This is a genomic window from Collinsella sp. An7, assembly GCF_002159335.1.
Taxonomy (GTDB): Bacteria; Actinomycetota; Coriobacteriia; order Coriobacteriales; family Coriobacteriaceae; genus Coprousia.
The window spans coordinates 68,091-90,294 of sequence record NZ_NFHP01000006.1 but is presented as its reverse complement, the minus strand read 5'-3'; the positions used below and the strand labels follow the sequence as shown (position 1 = coordinate 90,294).

Below are 22,204 nucleotides of genomic sequence, written 5' to 3'. Positions count from 1 at the left end.
CAAAGAGACAGAACTTTGTACCGAGGATGCCCAATGGTGCAAAACGAACACGTCCCCAACTGTACCATTCTAAAAATCAAACGCCTTTGCGATGTCGCACGAGATGAGCACGTCGGCCTGCGCGTCTTGTGGAGTGGGGTCGCGGTTGACGATTGCAAGCGTGTCGCCCGAGAAATACCTGGTGAGCCCCGCCGCCGGATAGACCACGAGCGACGTGCCGCCAATGACCAGCAGGTCCGCCTCGGCAATCGCGCGCACTGCGCCCTCGAGCACGCGCTCGCGCAAAGTCTCGCCATAAAGCACCACGTCGGGCTTGATAGTACCGCCGCACGCGGGGCACACCGGCACGTGGCGCGGGTCGTCGCGGCCGTCCTCGAGCACCCACTCGGCGGAGTAGGTGGCCCCGCAGCGCTGGCAGATGTTGCGATGCACCGATCCGTGGAGCTCCCACACCCGCTCGCTGCCCGCGGCCTGATGCAGCCCATCGATGTTCTGCGTCACCACCGCCGCGAGCCGCCCGTCGCGCTCAAGCTCGGCGAGCTTGATGTGGCAGCGGTTGGGACGCGCCGCGGGTGCGATCATCTTGGTGCGATAGAACTCAAAGAACTCGCCGGGATGCTCCACGTAGAACTCGTGGCTGAGCATGGTTTCGGGCGGGTAGGCAAACCGCTGATGGTAGAGGCCGTCGACGCTGCGGAAGTCGGGGATGCCGCTCGCGGTGGACACCCCGGCGCCGCCAAAAAAGACCGCGCGGCGGTGCTCCCCAAAGAGTCGCTTAAGCTCCTCCGCAGCCTCGCCCGCATCAGTGATTGCCTTGCCCGTCGCCATCATCGGCCTCCATTCGTTCCGCCGCCCGGGCGTCGGAAGGCCAACCGAGCTGGACCCGCAACCCTGCGCCCCGAGCGCTCTTGCCTGCATTGTATGCCTTTTAGAGCGGCAGCCGTCCCCATCGCAGGCAAGGCCCGGCACAGACGGGGCCATCGACCGCTCCGTTGCCGACGAGCGGAAGCGCACGCTGCAGGCAAGGACCACCGCTCGCCCGACCGCAGGCCGCACCTGCGCCCGTCCCCACAATACGATAGGATGTGACTAGCATTTTGTATCCACCCCCGCCCAAGGGAGCCCGCATGCCCGCTACCAACGCACCTGCCGATCTGCGCACCTACAAGTTTGCCTCGTGGAACGTCAACGGCCTGCGCGCCGTGCTCAAAAAGGAGCCGAGCTTTACCGACATCATGTCCGAGCTCGATGCCGACATCCTCGCCATCCAAGAGACCAAGCTGCAGGAGGGCCAGGTGGAGCTCGACATCCCCGGCTACACGCAGACCTGGAGCTACGCCGAGCGCAAGGGCTACTCGGGCACGGCGGTCTTTACCCGCACCGACACGCTGGGCGAGCCGCTCTCGGTCCGCCACGCCGACAGCCTGCTGCCGTTTGCGGGCGAGGGCGAGGCGGCCGACCTCGTGGCCGAGGCCGCGACCGAGGGCCGCGTGTGCGCGCTCGAGTTTGACCGCTTTTGGTTTGTGGACGTCTACACCCCCAACGCGCAAAACGAGCTCGCGCGCATTTCCACCCGCATGGCCTGGGACGACGCCTACCGCGCCTTTTTGCGCAGCCTTGAGACCGAGACCGGCAGGCCCGTGGTGACCTGCGGCGACTTTAACGTGGCGCACGAGGAGATCGACCTCAAGAACCCCAAGAGCAACCGCGGCAACGCAGGCTTCTCGGACGAGGAGCGCGGCAAGTTCTCCGAGCTGCTCGATGCCGGCTACACCGACACCTTCCGCCTGCTGCACCCCGACGAGACGGGCGCCTACAGCTGGTGGAGCTACCGCTTTAACGCACGCAAGAACAACGCGGGCTGGCGCATCGACTACTTCTTGGTGAGCGACGCGGTGGCCGAGCGCGTGCGCGCGGCGGGCATCCGGAGCGACATCTTTGGCTCCGACCACTGCCCCGTGGAACTCGAAATCGAGCTGTAGCGCCCTGTCGCACGCGGCAATTCGAAGCGTAGAAGCCAGCGCGAAAAACTCGACCCCGGCGTACCCCGCCGCACGCCCCTCGCCCACCCCCTGATATGGGGAACGCGCGCATATGCCGCCGCACGCCCCAACCTGCGGTATGATGCAGGGTGTCCGACTCAACCGAGCCGGAGCATCTGCTCGCGCAGACCTTTCGGGGGAACTCTATGGACGCAACCGTCATCATCCTCGCCGCCGGCGAGGGTACCCGCATGAAGTCCAACCATGCCAAAGTCTCGCACCGCATCCTCGCCAAGCCGATGATCCGCTGGATCGTCGACGCCTCGCTCGCCGCGGGCGCGCAGCGGGTCGTCACCGTCGTGGGCAGCCACGGCGACGAGGTCCGCGCGCTGCTTGAGGGCATCGACGGCGTTGAGTGCGTCGAGCAGGCCGAACGCCTCGGCACCGGCCACGCCGTCAAGGTGGCCATCGAGGCGTGCGGTATTTCCGAGGGGCCCGTGGTGGTGCTCAACGGCGACCTGCCGCTCATCGAGCCCAGGACCATCCGCAAGTTTGCCGACACCGTGGCCGAGGGTCGCGCCGCGGCCGCTGTGCTCACCATGACCCCGCCCGACCCCTTTGGCTACGGGCGCATCGAACTTAACGACGAGGGCCAGGTCCTGCGTATTATCGAGCAGAAGGACTGCACCAACGAGCAGGCCAAGACGCTGCTCGAGTGCAACGCCGGCTGCTACGCTTTTGACGGCGCCGCGCTCGCCGCGCACGTGGGCGAGATCGGCTGCGACAACGCCCAACACGAGTACTACCTGCCCGACATGCTCGAGATTCTCCGCCACGCGGGCAAGCCCGTCACGTACTTTCACTGCAACGACTTCCGCGAGGGCCTCGGCGTCAACAGCCGTGCGCAGCTCGCCGAGCTCACCGCCCTCGCCCGCGACCGCATCAACGCGCGTCTCATGGCCGAGGGCGTTACCATGATCGACCCGTCGAGCACCTGGGTCGGCCCCGATGCGCAGGTTGGGCGCGATACCATCATCTACCCCTCGACCATGATCATGGGCACCACCCAAATCGGCGAGGAGTGCATCGTCGGCCCCAACACGCGCCTCATGGACACGCGCGTGGGCAACCACTCCGTTATTGACGAGACCGTGGCCGAGAACGTGCAGATCGACGACTACGTGAGCTGCGGTCCGCGCGCCTACCTGCGCCCCGGCACGCACCTGTGCGACCACTCCAAGGCCGGCACGCACGTGGAGATCAAGAAGTCCACCATCGGCGTGGGGTCTAAGGTGCCGCACCTCAGCTACATCGGCGACACCACCATGGGCGCCAACGTCAACATCGGCGCGGGGTCCATCACCTGCAACTACGACGGCGTTCACAAGAACGCCACCACCATCGGCGACAACACGTTTATCGGGTCCGACACCATGATGGTCGCCCCGGTCAACATCGGCGCCGATGCCGTCACGGGAGCTGGCGGCACCATCACCAAGGATGTTCCTGACGGCGCACTCGCCCTCGAGCGCACCGAGCAGCGCATCATACCCGGCTACACCGAGCGCAAGCGCGCGCGGCAGCAGGGCAAGTAAGGTCAAGGCAGGGCAACAAGGGCGTTTGCAGGGAGCGCGCTCAAACCAGAAGGGGAGAACATGCCGACCACAGATTTCAGCAAGTCGATGCCGATGTTTAAGACGATGCGCGTCTACTCGGGCACCGCCAACCGTCCGCTCGCGGAGAAGATTGCCAAGATCCTCGGTGTTGAGCTTTCCGGTCTGGCGCTCGAGAAGTTTGCCAACGGCGAGATCTACGCGCGTTTTGACGAGACCGTCCGTGGCGCCGACGTGTTCTTTATCCAGTCGATCTGCGGAGATGTCAACGACGCCCTGATGGAGCTGCTCATCGCCACCGATGCCGCGAAGCGCGCCTCGGCCCGCACCATCACCGCCTGCATCACGCACTACGGCTACGCGCGCCAGGACCGCAAGGCCGCCCCGCGCGAACCCATCACCGCCCGTCTTGTGGCCAACCTCCTCGAGCGCGCCGGCGTTGACCGCGTTATCACGCTCGACCTGCATCAGGGCCAGATCCAGGGCTTCTTTGACATTCCGGTGAACCACCTCTCAGCCCTCCCCCTCTTTGGCGAGTACTACAACGCCAAGAACTTCGATACCGACAACCTCGTTGTGGTCTCGCCCGACGTGGGTCGCGCCAAGGCCGCCAAGAAGCTCTCCGACATGCTCGGCTGTTCGCTCGCCATTGCCCACAAGGGCCGTCCGCGCCACAACGCCGCCGAGGTCATGGGCATCATCGGCGATATCGAGGGCAAGACCTGCGTCATCAACGACGATATGATCGACACCGCCGGCACCCTCTGCGCGAGCGTGCGCGAGCTCAAGAAGATGGGTGCGGGCGACATCTACGTGTGCGCCACGCACGGCATCTTCTCGGGTCCCGCGGTCGAGCGCCTGAACGACGCCCCGATCGTCGAATGCGTGGTCACCGACTCCATCCCCGTTGAGGTCGGCGGCAAGATCAAGACGATTTCGGTTGCCGAGGAGTTCGCCAACGCTATCGCCGCCGTCTACGGCGAGGAGAGCGTGTCCGTCCTCGTGGGCGGCGACTTTGCGATGTAGCGTAAAGCGCGGCGCTCCCCACGGGGAGAAGCTGAAGCGGAAAACGGGAGGCCCCGGAGAACATTCCGCAGGCGCGATCTTTGCGCCGAGGACGTTCTCCGGGGCCTCCCGTTTTCCGCTTCAGCTTCTCACCTGCGCGCAGGCGCTTTAGGGACGCCGGGGGGCAATAGCGCAGGGACGTCCGGGGTCGAAGCGGCGACGCAACCGTAATGGACTCGCGCTGCCGTTGCGGGACTACACGAAGCTGATGCGGAGGCGCTTCCCGAGGCCGCGCGCAATTTTTGCAAGCGTGGCGACAGACGGATTGCCGTTGCCGTTTTCCAAGCGGCATAGATTTGACGCCTTCATGCCGCAACGCTCTGCAAGCTCTTTCTGGCTGAGTCCCGCCGCAAGACGAGCCTCCACAATGCTGCCGATAACCTCGCGCTCAACCTCCTGCGCCTCCCATTCCTCACGGAACGCCGGATCGTTAAGAGAGGCTTCGAGGTGTTCTCTTACGCTGGCCATAGCGCATCCTCCAATCATCTCTGTAGCGCTTCGCCTTCTCGATTTCTCTCCTTGGCGTACGCTGGGTTTTCTTAACAAACCCATTTGTAACGATCGCTCGATCGCCGATGCATAAGAAATAGAGCAGGCGCGTGATGTCCGATCCCTAGGGGATTCGCAGCTCGTAGATACCATCTTCTAGATGACGGGCAAAGGGCATGGAAAGCCGCTCGCCATATTCCTCAAGCAACAACAGCCTGCCGAGGGTTTTGCCTTCATCTTTGGATTGAGCCCGTCGATGAACTCGCGTGCAGGCTGACGCCCCCTGTTGTCTTCATAGTACACGACCTCCATGGAACCGCCTTCTAAAATTATCATATATGGTAATACTATGCAAACCTCCTAATACGAACATCTGTTCTTTGCATAGCGCTCAGCCTCATTTCCCTCTCATGACCGTTCGAACCCTGCGCAGATGGAGAGGCCGAGGGATGCAGGCGCCGCCGCACAGCGCTTGTTACAATATCGGGCTGAAGCTACGCATCGAAAGGAACCTCATGGCAGCAGCACAACCTGGCACGATTCGCTTGGTCGCGGGACTCGGCAACCCCGGCGAGGAGTACGCCGCCACGCGGCACAACGCGGGCTTTCGGGCGGTTGACGAGCTTGCGCGGCAGGCGGGCGTGACCTACTGGAAAAACCAGCTCGGGGCAGAGGTGGCCGTCATAAAGGTCAACGACGCCGAGGCCGAGGGCGGCAAGCGCGAGGTCGTGCTGGTCAAGCCGCAGTCGTATATGAACACGAGCGGCGGACCCATCTCCAAGCTCTGCGCCGCCTACAAGGTGCGCCCCGAGGAGGTGCTCGTCATCCACGACGAGCTCGATATCCCCGAGGGCGACGTGCGCGTTAAGGTCGGCGGCGGGCACGCGGGCCACAACGGTCTGCGCTCGATCATCGACAAGCTCGGCAGCCGCGACTTCAGCCGCATCCGCGTGGGGATCGGCAACCCGCCCGGGCGCATGCCCGTGGCCGACTTTGTGCTCAAACAGTTTCGCCCCAAGGAACTCGAGGCATTTGACGAGACCTGCGCCCGCGCGGCCGACGCCGCAGCACTCGCCCTCGTGCGCGGAGTGGTCTTTGCGCGCGATCACGTCAACGGCTCCGCCGCGCAGAACGGCAAGCACTAACGCGCGGCAGCCCGCGGCAAGAAGGCCGCGCCAGCGCTAAACCGGGGTGTCATGGCCGCGTCCAACGGGCCGATTCCGCCCTGCGAGACCGCAAACCGGCCCCCCTCGAAAAACTCAATCCCCGATGTGAGTGCATCTTTTGAAGACCCCGAGTAGACCCCGCATTTTGGCCGTAGTGCTCAGCATGTTCCCAGTTGAGCACTCTAACTAACTAAAGTAGTACTCCGCCTTCCCAAAAGATACACTCACATCAGGGGTCGAGTTTTTATGGACATCTCGCTCCGCCCAAAATCACCCCCCCAAATGCCCTTTGTTTCTAAATCACCCCGCACGGCAGGCGCCGCAGGCACCGGCCAGCGCGAGGTATAATGACGGTCTCTGCAAACGCCCGGCATATCCGCCGCACCAGGGTCCGCTTCGCCGGGCCGGGATACGGCACTGCCGGTCATGAGAGGGGCCGTATGTATCAGATTCTCAAAAAGACGCAGTTCTCGGAGAAGGTCTTTGAGGTCCGCGTCGCCGCGCCGCGCATGGCCAAAAAGGCGCATGCGGGGCAGTTCCTTATGGTGCGCGCCAACGAGACCGGCGAGCGCGTGCCGTTTACCTTTGCCAACTGGAACGCCGACGAGGGCTGGATCGAGTTCATCTTTATGGTCGTGGGCAAAACCACCCGCTGCCTCTCGCAGATGAACGAGGGCGACTACCTGCAGGACGTCACCGGTCCGCTCGGCTGCCCCACCACGGTTGAGGGCGACCGCGTGGTCGTTATCGGCGGCGGTGTGGGACTCGCCATCGCCTACCCCGTCGCCCGCATGCTCTGCGAACAGGGCAAGCACGTCTCTGTCATCATGGGCGCCCGCACCAAGGACCTGCTCATCCTCACCGAGCAGTTTGAGGCCCTGCCGCTCGAACACCTCTACATCACCACCGACGACGGCACCGCCGGCGAGCAGGGCGTGGTCACGGGACCCCTCGAGCGCATCTGCCAGGCCGGCGAGGTCGACAGCGTCTTTTGCGTGGGCCCGGTGCCGATGATGAAGTTCTCGGCCCTCACCTGCGAGAAGTACGAGGTCCCCGTAATCGCGAGCCTCAACCCCATCATGGTCGACGGCACGGGCATGTGCGGCTGCTGCCGCGTTGAGGTGGGCGGCAAGACCAAGTTTGCCTGCGTTGATGGACCCGACTTTGACGCCACGCAGGTCGACTGGAACGACCTCGCCGCGCGCCAGGCCAGCTACAAGACCGAAGAAGCCGCAGCAAACAAGCACTACGAGGAGGCCTGCGCATGCCAGAAGTAACTCCCGCCGCCCCTGCGGCGAACTCCGAGCCCAAGAAGTACCGTCCGAGCCGGGCTCCCCGCACCCCGGCCAACGAGGAGCCGGCGGCCGAGCGCGCCTGTGACTTCCGCCCCGTCGACACCGGCTACACCAAGGCCGACGCCATTGCCGAGGCCAACCGCTGCCTCGACTGCAAGAAGCCCCTCTGCATGGAGGGTTGCCCTGTGGGCGTGCACATTCCGCAGTTCATCGCGCAGATCCGCAACGAGGACTGGGCGGGCGCGTTTGACACCATCAAGGCCGACAACCTCCTTCCCTCCGTCTGCGGCCGCGTTTGCCCGCAAGAGAACCAGTGCGAAGGCAAGTGCATCCTGGGACGCAAGGGCGAGCCGGTGGCCATCGGCCAGCTCGAGCGCATGGTGGGCGACATGGCCGACGAGCTGGGCAGCACCCCCGAGCGCAAGCCGAGCAACGGCAAGAAGGTCGCCGTTGTGGGCTCCGGCCCGTCGGGCATTGCGTGCGCGGGCGAGCTTGCGCGCGGGGGCTTTGACGTTACCGTGTTTGAGGCGTTCTTTACCGGCGGTGGCGTGCTGACCTATGGCATCCCGGAGTTCCGCCTGCCCAAGAGCATCGTCAAGCGCGAGATCGACAGCCTGGAGCAGCTCGGCGTGCACTTTGAGTACAACGCGGTGGCCGGGCGCCTCTTTACGGCCGACGAGCTCTTTGACGAGGGCTTTGAGGCGCTCTACCTGGCCGTGGGCGCGGGCCTGCCACGCTTTCTCAACGTGCCGGGCGAGAATCTCCCCGGCGTCTATTGCGCCAACGAGTACCTCACGCGCGTGAACCTCATGCGCGCCTACGAGTTCCCCGAGTACGACACGCCCGTCCGCCACGGCAAGAACGTCGTGGTCTTTGGCGGCGGCAACGTGGCCATGGACGCCGCGCGCACAGCGCTGCGCCTGGGGGCGGAGAAGGTCACTCTCGCCTACCGCCGCACCGAGGCCGAGATGCCCGCGCGCCGCGCCGAGATTCACCACGCCAAGGAAGAGGGCGTTGAGATTCTGGAGCTGGTGAGCCCGCTGGAGTTTACGGCTGGCGAGGACGGCTTCGTAAACGGCATCCGCCTACAGCAGATGGAGCTCGGCGAACCCGACGAGTCGGGCCGGCGCCGGCCCGTGCCCGTTGAGGGCGCCACGCTCGAGATTCCCTGCGACGTGGCGATTACGGCCATTGGAACCAAGGCCAACCCGTTTGCGAGCCCTGCCTCGGGCGTTGAGGCCAACAAGTGGGGCTACATCGATACCGACGAGAACGGCCGCACGAGCAACCCGCGCGTCTGGGCTGGCGGCGACATCGTGACGGGCGCGGCGACGGTGATCCTGGCCATGGGTGCCGGCAAGACGGCGGCGCGCTCGATTGCCGAGACGCTGCTGAGCGAGTAGAGGACTCGACCAGCGATAAATTGGGGTTGGGGTCGGACAGCAGCCGGGTTGAGATCAAGGCCGGGCCGAAAGCTGCCGCAAGGTAGCCCCCGGTGGGCTGATGACCCCGGCCCGGCGTCGGCTTGTACTGGCAATTGCCCGAACGTTCCCCCGGCCACCCTCAGGGCAGGTCCGGGTCGGTGCGGCGACGCCGAGCGTCAAGCAAACAGGCCAGCCAAGCCGCTCCACCCTGACAAACCGCACAGGAATGCGCACGGTGCAACACGTCGTGCTGCAAATCGTCAATCTGGGCCGCAATTCAGGCCGTTACTTTGCCAAACCGCGTCGGAACGCACGTGGTGCACAACGTTATGCTGCAAGTCGTCAATCCAAACCGCGTCCCAGGCCGTCACTTTGACAAACTGCACTAAAACACAAAACGGGGCGAAAGTTGCGCAACAGCTCGTCAAACCCCACGCCCACGCTCGGCGCTCGTTTGACAAACCGTTGCACAACTTCCGCCCCAACATAAGACGGATAACGCACGCCCCGCAGCCACCCCAGGCCGCGCGGCCGCTCCGACCCTGGCGCCTACTCCACCGTTGCCGCCACGTGCAGCGGACGCGCGGCATCGGCCTCCTCGACGGCACGCGCCGTCTCGTCCTCGCACACGCCCAGGTCTCGCAGCTTGGCGCGATACGCGGCGGCGATCACGTCCACGCAGCCTTGTCGCCCCAGCTTAGCGCGGTTGACCACGATGTCCTTGCCCGAATCCATGCGCCACTTGCCCGCGGAGTACCGCTTGTAGAAGTCCTCGCGGAAGCGCTGCATGCGCTTTACCAGGCGCCGACCCTGCGCGAGGGTAATCCCGCGCTTGCCGCTCACGATCTTGACGCGGTCCTCGAGCGGCGCTGTCACCAGCACGGCGATGTGGTTGGGGTTAAAGCGCAGGATGTAGTCGGACAGGCGCCCCTCGATGATGCAGCTCTCGGTGGAGCCGAGGTCCAAAATCACCTGCGTCATCTGCTCAAAGAGCTTGTCGGCAAGCGTGCGCGAGTCCACGCGGTCGGGCAGGAAGGCGGTAAACTCAGCCGCCAGCTGCTCGTCGTACTGGGCGATCTTGTCGACGGTCTCGCCGGCGCGCTGGCTCGCGCGAACGAGCACCTCCTTGTCGTAGAGCGGAATGCCCAGCTCGCTCGCGAGCATCTTGCCGATCTCGTGCCCCTCGGCGCCAAAGTCACGCGCGATGGTGATGACCACCGGCTGCCCCGCGCGGTCGGCCTCGGCGGCCGAAACCCGCGCCTCGATGCGATCGCGCCGCGTCGGGCGCGCCTGCAGAAGCGTCCTGATGTCGATAGCCATAACGACCTCCCTACGCCGCGACCACGCGCCGCTGATACGCGCGCACCACGAGCGAGATGCCAAAGTTCAGCGCAAAGTAGAGCAGGAACACAAACCCGTAGAGCAGAAGCACCTGGCTGAGGTCGGTGGTGTAACCCATCACGACCTTGGCCGAGAACATGAACTCCATCACGTTGATGCCCGCAAGGTACGAGGAGTCCTTGATGACCGTCGTGCACTGCGAGAAGAGCGCCGGGATGATCGTCTTGAAGGTCTGCGGCAAGATGATGTAGCGCATGCTCGCAAAGAAGCCAAAGCCCTGGCTCTTGGCCGCCTCAAACTGACTCTTGGGGATGGAGTTGAGGCCGCCGCGCACGATCTCGGCCATAACGGCGGAGGTGAAGAGCGTAAACGCCAGCACCGAGATAAAGACATCGGACCCCTTGACCGTAAAGTAGATAAAGAGGATCCACAGCAGGTTAGGCGTGCAGCGGAAGAGCTCGATATAGGCCGAGACCAGCCACTTGAAGATGCTCAGCTTGCCCGTGCAGTACTGCTTGATGAGCGCGAGCACCGTGCCGAGCACAACCGAGCAGATGATGGCCAAGACCGAGATCTCGATGGTCTTGAGAAAGCCCGCCATGATGAACGAGACGTTTGCCGGGGTAAAGATCGCCATGGGTTACGCCTCCTTCGTGGGCTCGGGGGTGATGCCGGGAATCTTCTTGGCGCGCGGGCGCACCTTGGAGCGCTTCTCGAGCCACTGCACCAGCAGCGCCAGCGGGAAGCAGATGATGAAGTACAGCACGCAGGCCATGATGTAGCCCTGGAGGTAGCCGTAGGTCGAGACGAAGTTGTCGGCGTTGTACATGAGGTCGCCGCCGGCGATGAGCGCGAGCACCGAGGTGTTCTTGACCAGGTTGAGCGCCTGGTTGCAGAGCGGCGGCAGGATGACCTTGAAGGTTTGCGGCAGGATGATGAGCATGTAGGCCTGCGCACGCGTAAAGCCCTGGCTCTGCGCCGCCTCCATCTGGCCGCGCGGCACGCTCTCGATGCCGGTGCGGATGACCTCGGAGATGTAGGCCGCGTGGTAGAGGCCCACGCCGAGCGCGCCGATGGCAAACGACGACAGGCGCACCGGGCTTGGCGCGCCGAGGATGGCCTGCAGCACGCGCGGGCCGGCCATGTAGTAGAAGAACACCTGCACGGGAAGCGGCGTGTTCTGGAAGAACTCGACGTACACGCGGCTGATAGCGCGCAGAATGCGCGAGCGCGTGGTCGAGAAGACGCCCAGGATGCACCCGAGCACCAGCGAGATCGCCAGACCGGCGATCGTCACCTGCAGGGTAAAGCCAAAACCCTGCCAGAAGCTATCCATAGAGGCGAGTGTAATCTGCCATCGTCTAGGGTCGAAGAGACCGTCGAGCATAGCCCTTCCTTTCCAAAGTGCCCCGAGGAGCGGGGCAGCGCCGCATCGGGCGCCCTCGGTGCGCACCGGCTGGCGAGTGCCGGTCGCCCGCCCCGGGCACGGTCAAAGCGGGAAGCGGGTGCGGCGCAACCGATGGCGCAGCACCCGCCTCGCACGCGTCAGAAACGCCTGGTCTTACGCGCTCTCGCCGAGCCAGGTGGTGATCTCCTCGTCCATCCAGCCGTTGCCGATCAGCTCGGTCACCGTCTCGTCCACCACGTCGGAGAGATCGGAGCCCTTCTTGGTGGCAACGCCGTACTCCTGCGTGCCGAACTTGATGTCGGGCTCGACGTACTCCTTCTGGTCGTTCATATAGGTGTTGAGCGTGGAGCGGTCCATGGCAAAGGCGTCGATGTTGCCGCTCTCGAGCGCCGAGTTGATCGTCGGGTAGTCCGCATACTCGCTGAACTCCGGCGTGGCGTCGATGCCCTCGTCCTCAAGCATCTGCAGGATGGCGTCCTTGGTGGTGGAGCCCTGCGAAACGCCGATGGTCTTGCCGTCAAGGTCGGCCATAGACTCGATGCCCGAGTTCTTCATGACCATGATGCCCACCGAGTCGGTGCGGTAGGGCTCGGAGAAGTCCCAGTCCTCCTCGCGCTCGGGGGTGATGGTGTAGGTCGCCACGACCACGTCGAGGGTGTCGTTGTCGATGAGCGGGCCGCGGGTCTTGGGCGTGACGGCGGTAAACTCGCACAGGCCCTGCTCCTTAGCCTCCTCGTACGTGGTGCCGAGCACCGCGGCCGCGAGCTGGTAGCACAGGTCGATCTCGAGCCCCTCGTACTCACCGGTCTCGGTGTTGAGGTAGCCGTAGCCCACAACGTCCTGCTTAACGCCGCAGTTGAGCTTGCCGCGCGCCTTGATGGCCTCGACCTTGGACTCGCTGGAGGTGGAGCCGTTGCCGGCATCCTCACCCGAGCAGCCGGCGAGGACGCCCATGCTGCCGAGAGCGGCGGCGGAGAGACCGAAAACCTTCACGAACTGACGACGGGACAGAGACATAAGAGGTACCTCCTTTTGGTACGGGCGCCCACCGGGTGCGCCGGGGCGCGGGCGCCGTGCGAGCCGCCCGAGCGCAAGGCCGGGCGGGTTGGCCAAAACGACACGCTAGTGCAGGATCTTGTTGAGGAAGTCCTTGCAGCGCGGGTTCTGCGGGTTGGTAAAGAAGTGCTCGGGCGTGCCCTCCTCCAGGATCTGACCGTCGTCCATAAAGATCACGCGGTCGGCCACCTGCTTGGCGAAGTTCATCTCGTGCGTCACGCAGATCATGGTGATGTTCTCCTGTGCGAGCTCGATCATGACGTCGAGCACCTCCTGGATCATCTCGGGGTCGAGCGCCGAGGTGGGCTCGTCAAAGAGGATGATCGGCTGCTTGGTGCACATGGCGCGCGCGATGGCGACGCGCTGCTGCTGGCCGCCTGAGAGGTTCTGCGGGTACTCGCCCGCCTTCTGCGCGAGGCCGACGCGCTCGAGCGCCTCCATGGCGGTCTTGGTGGCCTCCTCTTTGCTCTTCTTCTGCAGCTTGATGGGCGCGAGCGTGAGGTTGCCGAGCACCGTCATGTTGGGATAGAGGTTAAACTGCTGAAAGACCATCGAGCTGTACTTGCGGGTCATCTCGAGGTGGTTCTTCTTGGTGAGCTGGGTGCCGTCGATGGAGACGGTGCCCGACGTGGGCTCCTCGAGCCAGTCGACGCAGCGGATGAGCGTAGACTTGCCCGAGCCGGACGGTCCGATGATAACGACCTTCTCGCCGCGCTTGACGGTGAGGTTGATGTCCTTGAGGACATGCAGGTCGCCAAAATACTTGTTGAGGCCACGGATCTCGATCATCTCGGCCATGGGCAGCATCCTTTCCCTCTGAGCCAGCCGCCGCACGCGGTGCGCACGGCGCGGTTCGTGGGCTCATTGTAGAACAGCGCGCGGACCGGGGCTTTCTGGGGAGCCGCCTGCAACAGACAGGTAACGCGGCCCCCTGGGGTCCCGCGGGCCCGGCTGCGGGCTGCTGGCCCGACGGGTCCGACGCGCGCCAGAAGCAAACGCCCCCAGCTAGGGGGCGCACGCACGATTGTCTTATGATACCCGAATTGTTTGACATCTAACCACTTTCGCAGGTCAGGGTATGTGCAGGGATGATGGAGAGGGGTTATTGGGGCGGGGGCGGGGGCGGGCGGCAGAGTTGGCGGGTGGTCGCTAGCGGGTGAAGACGGGCCGGCAGGACGGCGGAGGGGCGGGCGGGCGCCTCCTCTGACGTCCATCTCTCCTCGAGGGCCGCCAGCGCCACGTTGCCCCGACTGACCGTGCGGACCTCCATCCCGGATTTGCGGGCTCTTACCGCTGTCCCAACGCACCGTGGGAGCCCGCACGGGGTTCCCCGGCAGAAAAAAATAGCCCAGTGTGGCCAAAAACACGGTCGAAAAAGTAATCTGGCAACGCCCCGCTGGCCCCCAGGGGGCCTCCCGGCGCGGTTGCCCCGCCCATGCCCGCCCCCTGGGCGGCGTTTTGCGCATCTTGGGGGCCGGCGGGACACCTCGGCCGGGCCCGCCGCTCGCCAAAATACTTTTTCGACCGGATAATTGGCCAGGGTTGCTGTTTTTTCAGGGCGCAGCGCGGTGTCTGGCCGCGCCGCATCCCGTCGCGGCCCGCCGGGCCGCAGGGCAGCGGCCTCGATTGACGAACCGCAATGCACTGGCGGCCCGGCGCGAGTTCCCCCGCGGCCTGTCAAACGGAGAGGGTGAACGCAGTCTCCGTTTGACCATCTGCTGGGGAACGTCCAGCCCGCCTCGAGTTGCACGGCACTTCGTCAAAACAGGGGCCCGGTCGTCGGCATGAATTGGCGATCCGCAGCGGTACCGCCGCCTCCATACGAGGCCACCGCAGTTCGTCAAACCGGGCGGCAAGGCCGTTCTCTCGCGTAACAAACTGCGGCAACGGCTGAGTCCGATCTACGAGGGAGCTGCAGGTTGCTTCCCAAGGGACTGATTTTGCCTCGCTAGGTGCTGAGCTGCGGCGGGGGTGAGCTAACCTTGGGCCCACGCCGGGCCCGTCAACGCAAAGGGTCCCGCGGCCGTTACAGCCGCGGGACCCTTATCGCACACGGTAACCAGCGCCGACGCTACGAAAGGCGCGCGCCGACCTCCTTGGCCGCGGCGGCTTTGTCAAAGTTGCCGTTCGTGGCCTTGTTGAGCGCGCCCATGACCTTGCCCATCTCCTTCTTGGAGGTGACGCCAAGCTCGGCGATCTTCTGCTCGATCAGCTGCACGAGCTCCTCGCCCGCCAGCTGCGCCGGCAGCAGGCTCTCCAGAATCTTCACCTGCTCGCGGAGCGTATCGGTGCGCTCCTGGTTGTTACCTGCTTTCTCGGACATCTCGAGCGTCTCGCTCGTCTGCTTGATGAGCCGGCGAATCGAGGCCGTCACGTCCTCCTCGGTGGCGTCGCGGCGCTCGTTGACCTCGATGTTCTTGACCTCGGCCATCACCTGTCGAATGATGGAGAGCCGCGTCTTGTCCTTTGCCTTCATGGCCGAGACCATTTGGGCATGAAGCTCGTCATTCGTCATATAGTCCTCCTTTTCCCAGCGGCTTGCCGCAGCACGTCATCTTGCCGTTCAAGTCTTCGGGCATGGCGCGAAGGCCTATACCCTCGACTTTCGCGGCAACCTGGCACACTGCCGCAACCCGTCTACATGGTCGTTTAGCCCGTCTACGTGGTTGGTCTATCTACGGCGCCTTTCGCAACCCGCTCGCGTGGTCGGCCAACCGGCGGCACCTCGGCACCCGTCCACGTGGTCGGATGCGCCAACCGCGGCATGCGGGCCGTCCTCGGCCCTCGCGCCGCCGCGCCTACTCCGTCGCTGCAGCGTCGTCCGTAGCGCCCGCGTCCGCCGACCCGTCCGTCGCCGCGGCGTCGTCCGTCGTTGCGGCATCGTCGGTCTCCGCAAGGCTCATGTCAACGTTGTACGGCACGTCCGCGGGCATCTCGTTGATCTGGATGTCGGCGTCCTCAACATACTGGTCAACCCAGTCGTTGTAGGCCGTGCTCTGGTTCTGGCTCGCCAGGGTGTCTGAGATGGTCTTGCGCAGGTCCTCGGGAATCTGGTCAATCGAGGTCACCTCGCCGTCCACGTGGAAGTACCCCGTGCACAAGATGATGTGGTAGCCGTAGTCGGTCTCCACGATCCCACTCATCTGGCCCTCGCCGAGCTGCGAAAGCGCGTCCTGGTAGGTGGACACAAACGTCGTGAGCTTGTCCCAGCCCACGTCGCCGCCGTCGCTCGCCGAACTGTCCTCGGAGTACTCCTTGGCCGCGTCCGCAAACTTAATCTCGCCGGCGTTGAGCTTGTCGAGCACCTCCTGCGCCTTGGCCTGTGCGTCGGCGCGCTCCTCGTCGGTGGCGTCGGAGTCGACCTTAAAGAGGATGTGGCTCGAGCGGCGCGCGTCGTTGAGCGTGTCGAGGTTCTGGTTGACGTAGTCGATAATCTCCTGGTCGGACGGGTCCTCGAGCGGCGCCACCTTGTCGCGGAGCTTCTGCTGGGCGAGTGAAGACTCCACCGACTGACGCAGCGTGTCCTCGGTGTAGCCAAATGCCGTCAGCTGCGAGATGTAGTCGTCGGCCGACATGCCGTAGGCCTCGGCCTGGCTGGCGATCTCATCGTCGATCTCTTCGTCCGTGACGACAATGTCGTAATCCTGGATGCCGCGAGTGATGAGGTACTGGCGCGCGAGGCTGTCGATGGTCGACTCGCGCAGCGTCTCGGGCGTCTGGCCCTGGCTGCTCAGGTAGGTGGCCCAAGCCTCGTCGGTGTCGTATCCGCCGCTCTCGCGCGTGCTCATGATCTGCTTGGTGACGGTGTCCTCGGTGATGTTGACGCCGTTGACCTCGGCCGCCACGCCGCCAGTGAGGTGGTAGCTGTCGCCGCCGGAGCTCACCTGGTTGAGCACGCCCGAGCACGCCATCGCCGTGACCGAGAGCAGCATGGCCGCGCAGCCGATGGCCACGAGCACGTACTTGGCAACCTTGCCCATCTTCTCTTTGTGCTCGCGCTTGACCTGCGCCTTGGAGGGCGCGTTTTTCTTTGCGTCGCGCACGGCCCGGCTGGTCGCCTTCTTGCCGAAGGCCTGGGCGTCCTCGGCGGACGCCTTGTTGTTGTCTTTGTTCTTGCTAAAGAGCGCCATGTGGCTTCGCTCCCTTTCCGCGGATGCCAGGCACCTGGGACTACGAGCGGGCGTGCGGACCGGAGCCGCCCTTGCCCGCGCATGGGCAGATAAACGCTCTCATTCTCGCACAAGCGCCACGGTAACGCGCGCGCTGCGCATAAGTTCCGCAGAGCGGTACGGAGGGGCGAGGGTGGGCGCTGGGCGGGGCTGGCGGACGAAGTTGGGCGAGGGGTCAGCGCCGGCGGGCGAGAGGTGCCGATGGGCAGGTCGGGCAAAGCGGGCAGACGGGCAAGGCACATACGGCGGCCGGATGAGTCGAGTCCTCTGGACCGGGCCTGCCGGCGGCACGCAGGGCAGTGCCGGCGGGCGAGGTGCCCGCGCCGGACACTCCTGTTGGATGAGCCCGCGTCACACAGACCCCTCGACCAAGCGCGGGAAGGCGCCTTCTTTTACAATGGAAGCACTGATAGTTAGCCCATTTTGTCGCAGCCCCTATGAAGATTTCGCACACACGGGGCAAAAGGATACGCAGGTTGGGCGCCCAACCGGCCCGCCGCTCGAAGCCCTCCGCCAGAAAGGACCACCATGCCCCTCAATCTCGACCTCATCACCCCGGAGCTCGTCTTTTTGGGATGGCGCGCCACCTCGCCCGATGACGTTTTCACCCGACTCGCCAACGAGCTCGAGTCCCGCGGCTACGTAGCCCCTACCTGGCGCAACGCCGTCTCCGAGCGCGAGCGCACCTACCCCACCGGCCTCCAGACGCTCGCATGCGGCATCGCCATCCCCCATGCCGACGCCGTACACGTGCAGAGGCCCTTCATCGCCATCGTCCGCCCCGAGGAGCCCGTGCGCTTTGCGCCGATGGACGGTATGGGCGACCCCGTCGACGCCGAGCTCATCATCGCCCTCGGTTTTACGCACGAGGGCGACCAGGTGAGCACCCTGCAGCACCTCATGAGCATCTTTGCCGACGAAGACCGGGCCCGGGCGCTCGCCGGCGCGGCGGACGAGGCAGCGGTCGCACGGCTACTGCGCGCGTAGCGGGCAGGACCGCGTCGCGCCCGCCCGGCCGGCGCTACTCCTCGCTGGCAAACGCCTTCATCAGCACGCTCACCACGCCGCAGAGCAGCCCGCCCACAACCCAGGCGAGCCAGAACCACATGGCCGTGGTGCCCTCGGGGTTGAACTCGCCCCAGCGCCACGTGCCCGCCTGACCCATCGGTGCAAACAGCATCACCAGGCCGACGATGGTCGCGAGCAGCATGATGGCGCCGCACACCGAGCCAATCTTTTGATTGAGGCGGCGATTGGCAATGAGCGCGCTGCGCACCTCATCGTTGATCTGCGCCGTCATCATGTCCTCGAGCTCCAGGTCCTCGCCCACGCTGCGGTTGTACTCGGCAATGTTGGTGCGACCGAGGAGCATGCCCCAGTGGGTGATGTTCCACGCGCCCAGCGCGATAAAGAACAGCAAGAAGAAGAGCGATATATTCTCCGCCGTCTCCTCGAGCATCAGCATGCAGCCGATGCCGAGGATAATGCAGGCAATGCCGCTGAGGAGCCCTGCGGTAAACGCCTTGCGGGCGCGGGCGCGGTCCTCCTCGGTGTAGAAATCCTCCACGTAGGGGTGTGCCTTCTGAAAAGCCGTGTGCTCCATGCCGGCGGGGATGAGAAACGCGAGGCCGGCGAGCACGCCAAGAAGCACCGCGAGAATAAAGAGCCCGTCGCGTCCATTCCACGAGGCGAGGTCGACCGCGCCCTCGAGCAAAAAGCCAAGGGCGATGCCCAGGAGAATCGCCGCCACGCCCGTGGGAACCTTCCACGCCATCTTGCGCTGGTGCTCGTCGTAGCCGCAGATATCCTGCGGAGGCCCGGCGGGGACCTGGGGCACTGACGGGGTGGCGGAGGGGTCGGCGCCACCCGAGGCGGCGCGAGCGGTGAGGTCGCCCGTCACGAGGTCGTCGAGCGAGCAGTCGAAAAACTGGCAGAGCTTGAGCAGCTTGGGGAGTTCCGGCGTTGCCCGCTCGGCCTCCCACTTGGTGATGCTCTGGCGCGAGACGCCGAGCAGCATGGCAAGCTGTTCCTGGGTCATGTTGTGCTCGGCGCGGAGGTGCTGGAGGTTGTCGCGAAAGCTCATGGCTGGCCTTTCGGTCGGGCCGCGGGACGGTCTGGCGGGGCGCGGGGTGCCGGGGCGGCAGCGCGCGGGCGCTCGCACCATTGTGTCACGCAGCGGGGCGTTAGGTGCTAACGACTCTCATCTTGCGGGTGCCGAGCGGCCCGTTCCACCAACCGACGGGCTGCATTTTGGTGAGATTTGCGCAACCGCGAGGCGCCTTTTGGTTGCCTTCCGCAGGTCAGAGGTGGTGTACGGGCATGGCGAACCCCGACGACCGAAACCACGGCCCGGAACCGCACCAGCGCAAGGCGTGGCGGCCCGGGGCACGACGGCCCAAAACTGCGACGTCCCTCGCCCGACGCCCTCCCGAGCAGGGATCGCCTACATCAGCCCCAGGCTCGGGTGGTCGATGCCGTGCTCGATGGTGTATTCCATGAGCTCGCGGCGGCGCTCACGCAGCTCGGCCACCTCGTCGGCATGCGCCGCAGCATCCAAGCGCTCGAGCGCCGCGGCCGCAAGGACAAAGCGGTCCATGCCGTTCTCGTAGAGCATGCCGTAAGGCGTGGTCGTGGCCCCCTGGTTGCGGAACCCGTGCACGTCAAAGCGGTCCGCCCCGGGGCGGCGCGCGAGCAGCCGAAGCAGCTGCCCCTCGTAACCGTGAAAGCAGAAGAGCACCGGCACCTCGCGGGGGAAGAGCCGCTCAAACGCCTCAGCCGTAAGCGCGCGAGCTGCGTCGCCCGGCGCCGCGAGCCGCAGCAGGTCCACCACGTTTACAAACCGCACGCGCACACCGCGCTCGGCAAGCAGCCGCGCCGCCGCGAGGGCCTCGACGGTCACCACATCGCCCGCACTGGCCACCACCAGATCGGCCGGCTCGTCCGCCGCCACGCTCGACGCCCATCCCCACACCGCGGCACCTGCCACAAGCTCGTCGCGCGCCTCGGCCAGCGTGAGATAAACGGGGCTCTCGTGCTTGCCCGCCACGATGGCGTTGACGCAATCGGTCGAGGCATAGCAGCGCTGCATGACGGCGAGCATCATGTTGGCATCTGCCGGATAGTAGAGGTGGACGAGGTCCTCGTCGCCCGCCGCCTTGTTGATGAGCAGGTCGGCAAAGCCGGGGTCCTGGTGCGAGAAGCCGTTGTGGTCTTGCCGCCACACGTGGCTCGTGAGCAGGATGTTCAGGCTCGAGAGCGGCACGCGCCACGGAGCGGTGCGGCGCGTCTCCTCGAGCCACTTGAGGTGCTGGCCCACCATTGAGCCCGCTAACTGGGCAAACGCCTCATAGGTGGCCCAGATGCCATGGCGGCCGGTGAGCACGTAGCCCTCGAGCATGCCCTCGCACTGGTGCTCCGAGAGTACCTCGACCACCTTGCCGGAGGGCACGAGGTCGAGCTCGGCCGGGTCGTCCGAGACCGCCGGGTCGCCCTCGTCGCAGATGCGCTCGATACCGCCGGCGTTCCACTGCTTGCCCGTGACCTCGAGCGAGGCGTCCATACGGTTGGACGAGAGCTCGTCGGGGCTGAACAGCCGGAAGTTCTCGGGGTTTTCGCGCATGACCTCGCGCGTGTAGGCGCCGCACATGCCGGCCAGGCCGACCTTGCGCTCGCCGCGCGTGCGGCCGGAGATGAGGAGCGCGTAGTCTCCCGGGTCGGGCAGGGCGAGGGGCTCGCGCAGGATGCCGCCGTCGGCGAGCGGGTTGACGCCAAGGCGCAGCTCGCCCGTGGGCATGATGGAGCGCACCTCGGGCGCCAGGGCGCCGCGCGCGTCAAAGAGCTCCTCGGGGCGGTACGAGCGCAGCCAGGCCTCGAGCCAGGCCAGGCGCTCGGTGGAGGCACCGATGCGCAGCGGCACCTCATGGATGGAGGTGGTGTCCTCAAAGGGGGTGCCGTCGGGCGCGGCCGGGGTAGTCCAGCCCTTGGGCGACTGGAAGATGATGAGCGGCCAGGCCGGTGCGGTGCGCGCGGGCTCGGCGGAAGCGGAGGGCGCGGTACCCGGCGCGGCGGGGTTGCGGCGGCCTGCGGGCCCCGGCTCGTCCGCTCCCGCCAGGGCGTCACCGGCGCCGGCGGCGGCCTCGGCCTTGATCTCGCAAATCCGCTCGTACACATCCTCGAGCAGCTCGGCAAAGCGCGTGTGGAACGAGATGGGGTCCTCGTCGTCAAACCCCACGGTAAAGGTGACCGGGTCGTAGCCGAGCCCGCGGAAGTACATCTCGCGCTCGACGGGCGTGGCGGCCGCGATGAGCGAGGGCATGGTGATCTTGTAGCCGTTGAGGTGCAGGATCGGCAGCACGATGCCGTCGGTTGCGGGGTTCATGATGCGCGACATGCTCCACGCCGAGGCGATAGCCCCCTCCTCCGACTCGCCGTCGCCCACGATGGGCACGATGAGCTGGTCGGGGTTGTCAAACGCCGCGCCAAAGGCGTGCGAGAGCGTGTAACCCAGCTCGCCGCCCGTGTGGATGGAGCCGGGGAGCGCCGGGGTGGCGTTGGAGGGCATGCCGCCCGGAGCGGCGTAGTCGCGCATAAAGGTGGCGAGACCCTGCTCATCATCGGTGACGTAGGGGTAGCGCTCGGCATACGAGCCGTCTACGAGCGAGCTCACGGCCACCGCGTTACCGCCGTGACCGGGGCCGACCACCACGAGCGTCCGCTGGGCGTGCGCCGCGGCCAGGCGGTTGAGGTGCGCATACAGAAAGTTCAGCCCGGGGATGGTGCCCCAATGGCCCACCGGGCGCGGCTTGACGTCGCCAAGCTCGAGCGGTCGGCGGAGCAGCGGGTTGGCGCGCAGGTAGATCTGCCCCAGCGACAGGTAGTTGGCGCAGCGCCAGTAGGCATCGAGGCCGCGGGCCGTCTCGGCGGAGACGGTGGCGCGCCCAGATGCCCAAGCTGCATCGGTTGCATGCTGCGTCGCCATGGCTCCCTCCCCTGCACGGCCGCGCACAATGATTCCCTCCATCATAGGCGAGCGCGCGGGGCGGGAGGGCGGCGGACCGGCGGACGGCAGCAAAGAACCAGTTCGTGCGAGGCGGGACACAATTACTGCACACGCCGAACACCCGCCCATGGGTCAGATGAGGACGTGTTCCAAGTGACCCATTCTGAAGCGGGCCCGCCGCCAATGGGTCATTTGGA

Annotated in this window: 19 protein-coding genes; 7 read left to right on the top strand and 12 right to left on the bottom strand. The window is 65.5% G+C overall.

Going from position 1 to position 22,204, the window contains the following annotated elements:
- Nucleotides 1–69 precede the first annotated feature (69 nt).
- Nucleotides 70–831 (bottom strand): NAD-dependent protein deacylase, encoded by a 762-nt coding sequence (locus B5G20_RS07905; RefSeq protein WP_087356371.1) that lies wholly within the window; start codon nucleotides 829–831, stop codon nucleotides 70–72.
- 296 nt (nucleotides 832–1,127) lie between these two features.
- Between B5G20_RS07905 and B5G20_RS07900 the strand changes: the two genes are divergently transcribed.
- The 3 genes from B5G20_RS07900 to B5G20_RS07890 all read left to right on the top strand — a co-directional run bounded on the left by B5G20_RS07900 (nucleotide 1,128) and on the right by B5G20_RS07890 (nucleotide 4,621).
- A complete protein-coding gene (locus B5G20_RS07900; RefSeq protein ID WP_204207722.1) occupies nucleotides 1,128–1,982 on the top strand; it encodes an exodeoxyribonuclease III in 855 nt (284 codons plus the stop codon).
- A gap of 206 nt (nucleotides 1,983–2,188) precedes the next feature.
- Nucleotides 2,189–3,577, top strand: coding sequence for a bifunctional UDP-N-acetylglucosamine diphosphorylase/glucosamine-1-phosphate N-acetyltransferase GlmU (gene glmU / locus B5G20_RS07895; protein ID WP_087356370.1), 1,389 nt, complete (start codon nucleotides 2,189–2,191; stop codon nucleotides 3,575–3,577).
- Nucleotides 3,578–3,637: 60 nt separating this feature from the next.
- Nucleotides 3,638–4,621, top strand: coding sequence for a ribose-phosphate pyrophosphokinase (locus B5G20_RS07890; RefSeq protein ID WP_087356369.1), 984 nt, complete (start codon nucleotides 3,638–3,640; stop codon nucleotides 4,619–4,621).
- Nucleotides 4,622–4,855: 234 nt separating this feature from the next.
- Here the strand turns inward: B5G20_RS07890 and B5G20_RS07885 are convergent, their stop codons facing one another.
- Nucleotides 4,856–5,128: a helix-turn-helix transcriptional regulator gene (locus B5G20_RS07885; RefSeq protein ID WP_087356368.1), complete on the bottom strand. Its 273-nt coding sequence runs from the start codon at nucleotides 5,126–5,128 to the stop codon at nucleotides 4,856–4,858.
- Nucleotides 5,091–5,222 carry a type II toxin-antitoxin system RelE/ParE family toxin gene (locus B5G20_RS10580; protein WP_239286937.1) on the bottom strand — a complete coding sequence of 44 codons (132 nt, stop codon included), beginning with the start codon at nucleotides 5,220–5,222 and terminating at the stop codon, nucleotides 5,091–5,093. The genes B5G20_RS07885 and B5G20_RS10580 overlap by 38 nt, the downstream gene beginning before the upstream one ends.
- Nucleotides 5,223–5,664: 442 nt before the next feature.
- On the opposite strand from B5G20_RS10580, the gene pth reads away from it, so the two are divergent.
- The 3 genes from pth to gltA all read left to right on the top strand — a co-directional run bounded on the left by pth (nucleotide 5,665) and on the right by gltA (nucleotide 9,013).
- Nucleotides 5,665–6,294 (top strand): aminoacyl-tRNA hydrolase, encoded by a 630-nt coding sequence (pth, locus tag B5G20_RS07875; protein WP_204207721.1) that lies wholly within the window; start codon nucleotides 5,665–5,667, stop codon nucleotides 6,292–6,294.
- Nucleotides 6,295–6,755: 461 nt separating this feature from the next.
- Nucleotides 6,756–7,592 carry a sulfide/dihydroorotate dehydrogenase-like FAD/NAD-binding protein gene (locus B5G20_RS07870; RefSeq protein ID WP_087356367.1) on the top strand — a complete coding sequence of 279 codons (837 nt, stop codon included), beginning with the start codon at nucleotides 6,756–6,758 and terminating at the stop codon, nucleotides 7,590–7,592.
- The gene (gene gltA, locus B5G20_RS07865; protein WP_087356366.1) at nucleotides 7,580–9,013 is read left to right on the top strand and encodes an NADPH-dependent glutamate synthase; all 1,434 of its coding nucleotides are present in this window, start codon (nucleotides 7,580–7,582) and stop codon (nucleotides 9,011–9,013) included. Before B5G20_RS07870 ends, gltA begins: the two co-directional genes overlap by 13 nt.
- Nucleotides 9,014–9,583: 570 nt before the next feature.
- Here the strand turns inward: gltA and B5G20_RS07860 are convergent.
- The 7 genes from B5G20_RS07860 to B5G20_RS07830 all read right to left on the bottom strand — a co-directional run bounded on the left by B5G20_RS07860 (nucleotide 9,584) and on the right by B5G20_RS07830 (nucleotide 16,969).
- The gene (locus B5G20_RS07860; RefSeq protein ID WP_087356365.1) at nucleotides 9,584–10,354 is read right to left on the bottom strand and encodes a cytidylate kinase-like family protein; all 771 of its coding nucleotides are present in this window, start codon (nucleotides 10,352–10,354) and stop codon (nucleotides 9,584–9,586) included.
- Nucleotides 10,355–10,364: 10 nt separating this feature from the next.
- Entirely contained in the window at nucleotides 10,365–11,012 is a 648-nt protein-coding gene (locus tag B5G20_RS07855) for an amino acid ABC transporter permease (protein WP_087356364.1), read from the bottom strand.
- Nucleotides 11,013–11,015: 3 nt separating this feature from the next.
- Complete coding sequence (locus tag B5G20_RS07850) at nucleotides 11,016–11,762, bottom strand: amino acid ABC transporter permease (RefSeq protein ID WP_087356363.1); 747 nt, start codon at nucleotides 11,760–11,762, stop codon at nucleotides 11,016–11,018.
- Nucleotides 11,763–11,936: 174 nt separating this feature from the next.
- Nucleotides 11,937–12,800 carry a substrate-binding domain-containing protein gene (locus B5G20_RS07845; protein ID WP_087356362.1) on the bottom strand — a complete coding sequence of 288 codons (864 nt, stop codon included), beginning with the start codon at nucleotides 12,798–12,800 and terminating at the stop codon, nucleotides 11,937–11,939.
- A gap of 105 nt (nucleotides 12,801–12,905) precedes the next feature.
- Nucleotides 12,906–13,637, bottom strand: coding sequence for an amino acid ABC transporter ATP-binding protein (locus tag B5G20_RS07840; RefSeq protein WP_087356361.1), 732 nt, complete (start codon nucleotides 13,635–13,637; stop codon nucleotides 12,906–12,908).
- A gap of 1,273 nt (nucleotides 13,638–14,910) precedes the next feature.
- Complete coding sequence (locus tag B5G20_RS07835) at nucleotides 14,911–15,354, bottom strand: GatB/YqeY domain-containing protein (RefSeq protein ID WP_087356360.1); 444 nt, start codon at nucleotides 15,352–15,354, stop codon at nucleotides 14,911–14,913.
- Nucleotides 15,355–15,637: 283 nt separating this feature from the next.
- Nucleotides 15,638–16,969 (bottom strand): peptidylprolyl isomerase, encoded by a 1,332-nt coding sequence (locus B5G20_RS07830; RefSeq protein ID WP_087356359.1) that lies wholly within the window; start codon nucleotides 16,967–16,969, stop codon nucleotides 15,638–15,640.
- A 567-nt stretch (nucleotides 16,970–17,536) separates the two neighbouring features.
- Here B5G20_RS07830 and B5G20_RS07825 point away from each other — a divergent pair.
- A complete protein-coding gene (locus B5G20_RS07825) occupies nucleotides 17,537–17,995 on the top strand; it encodes a PTS sugar transporter subunit IIA (RefSeq protein WP_087356358.1) in 459 nt (152 codons plus the stop codon).
- 34 nt (nucleotides 17,996–18,029) lie between these two features.
- Here the strand turns inward: B5G20_RS07825 and B5G20_RS07820 are convergent, their stop codons facing one another.
- Both B5G20_RS07820 and B5G20_RS07815 read right to left on the bottom strand, forming a co-directional pair.
- On the bottom strand, nucleotides 18,030–19,091 hold the full coding sequence (locus B5G20_RS07820; protein ID WP_087356357.1) for a helix-turn-helix transcriptional regulator: 1,062 nt from the start codon (nucleotides 19,089–19,091) through the stop codon (nucleotides 18,030–18,032).
- A 360-nt stretch (nucleotides 19,092–19,451) separates the two neighbouring features.
- A complete protein-coding gene (locus tag B5G20_RS07815) occupies nucleotides 19,452–21,986 on the bottom strand; it encodes a phosphoketolase family protein (protein WP_158094424.1) in 2,535 nt (844 codons plus the stop codon).
- Nucleotides 21,987–22,204: the final 218 nt, after the last annotated feature.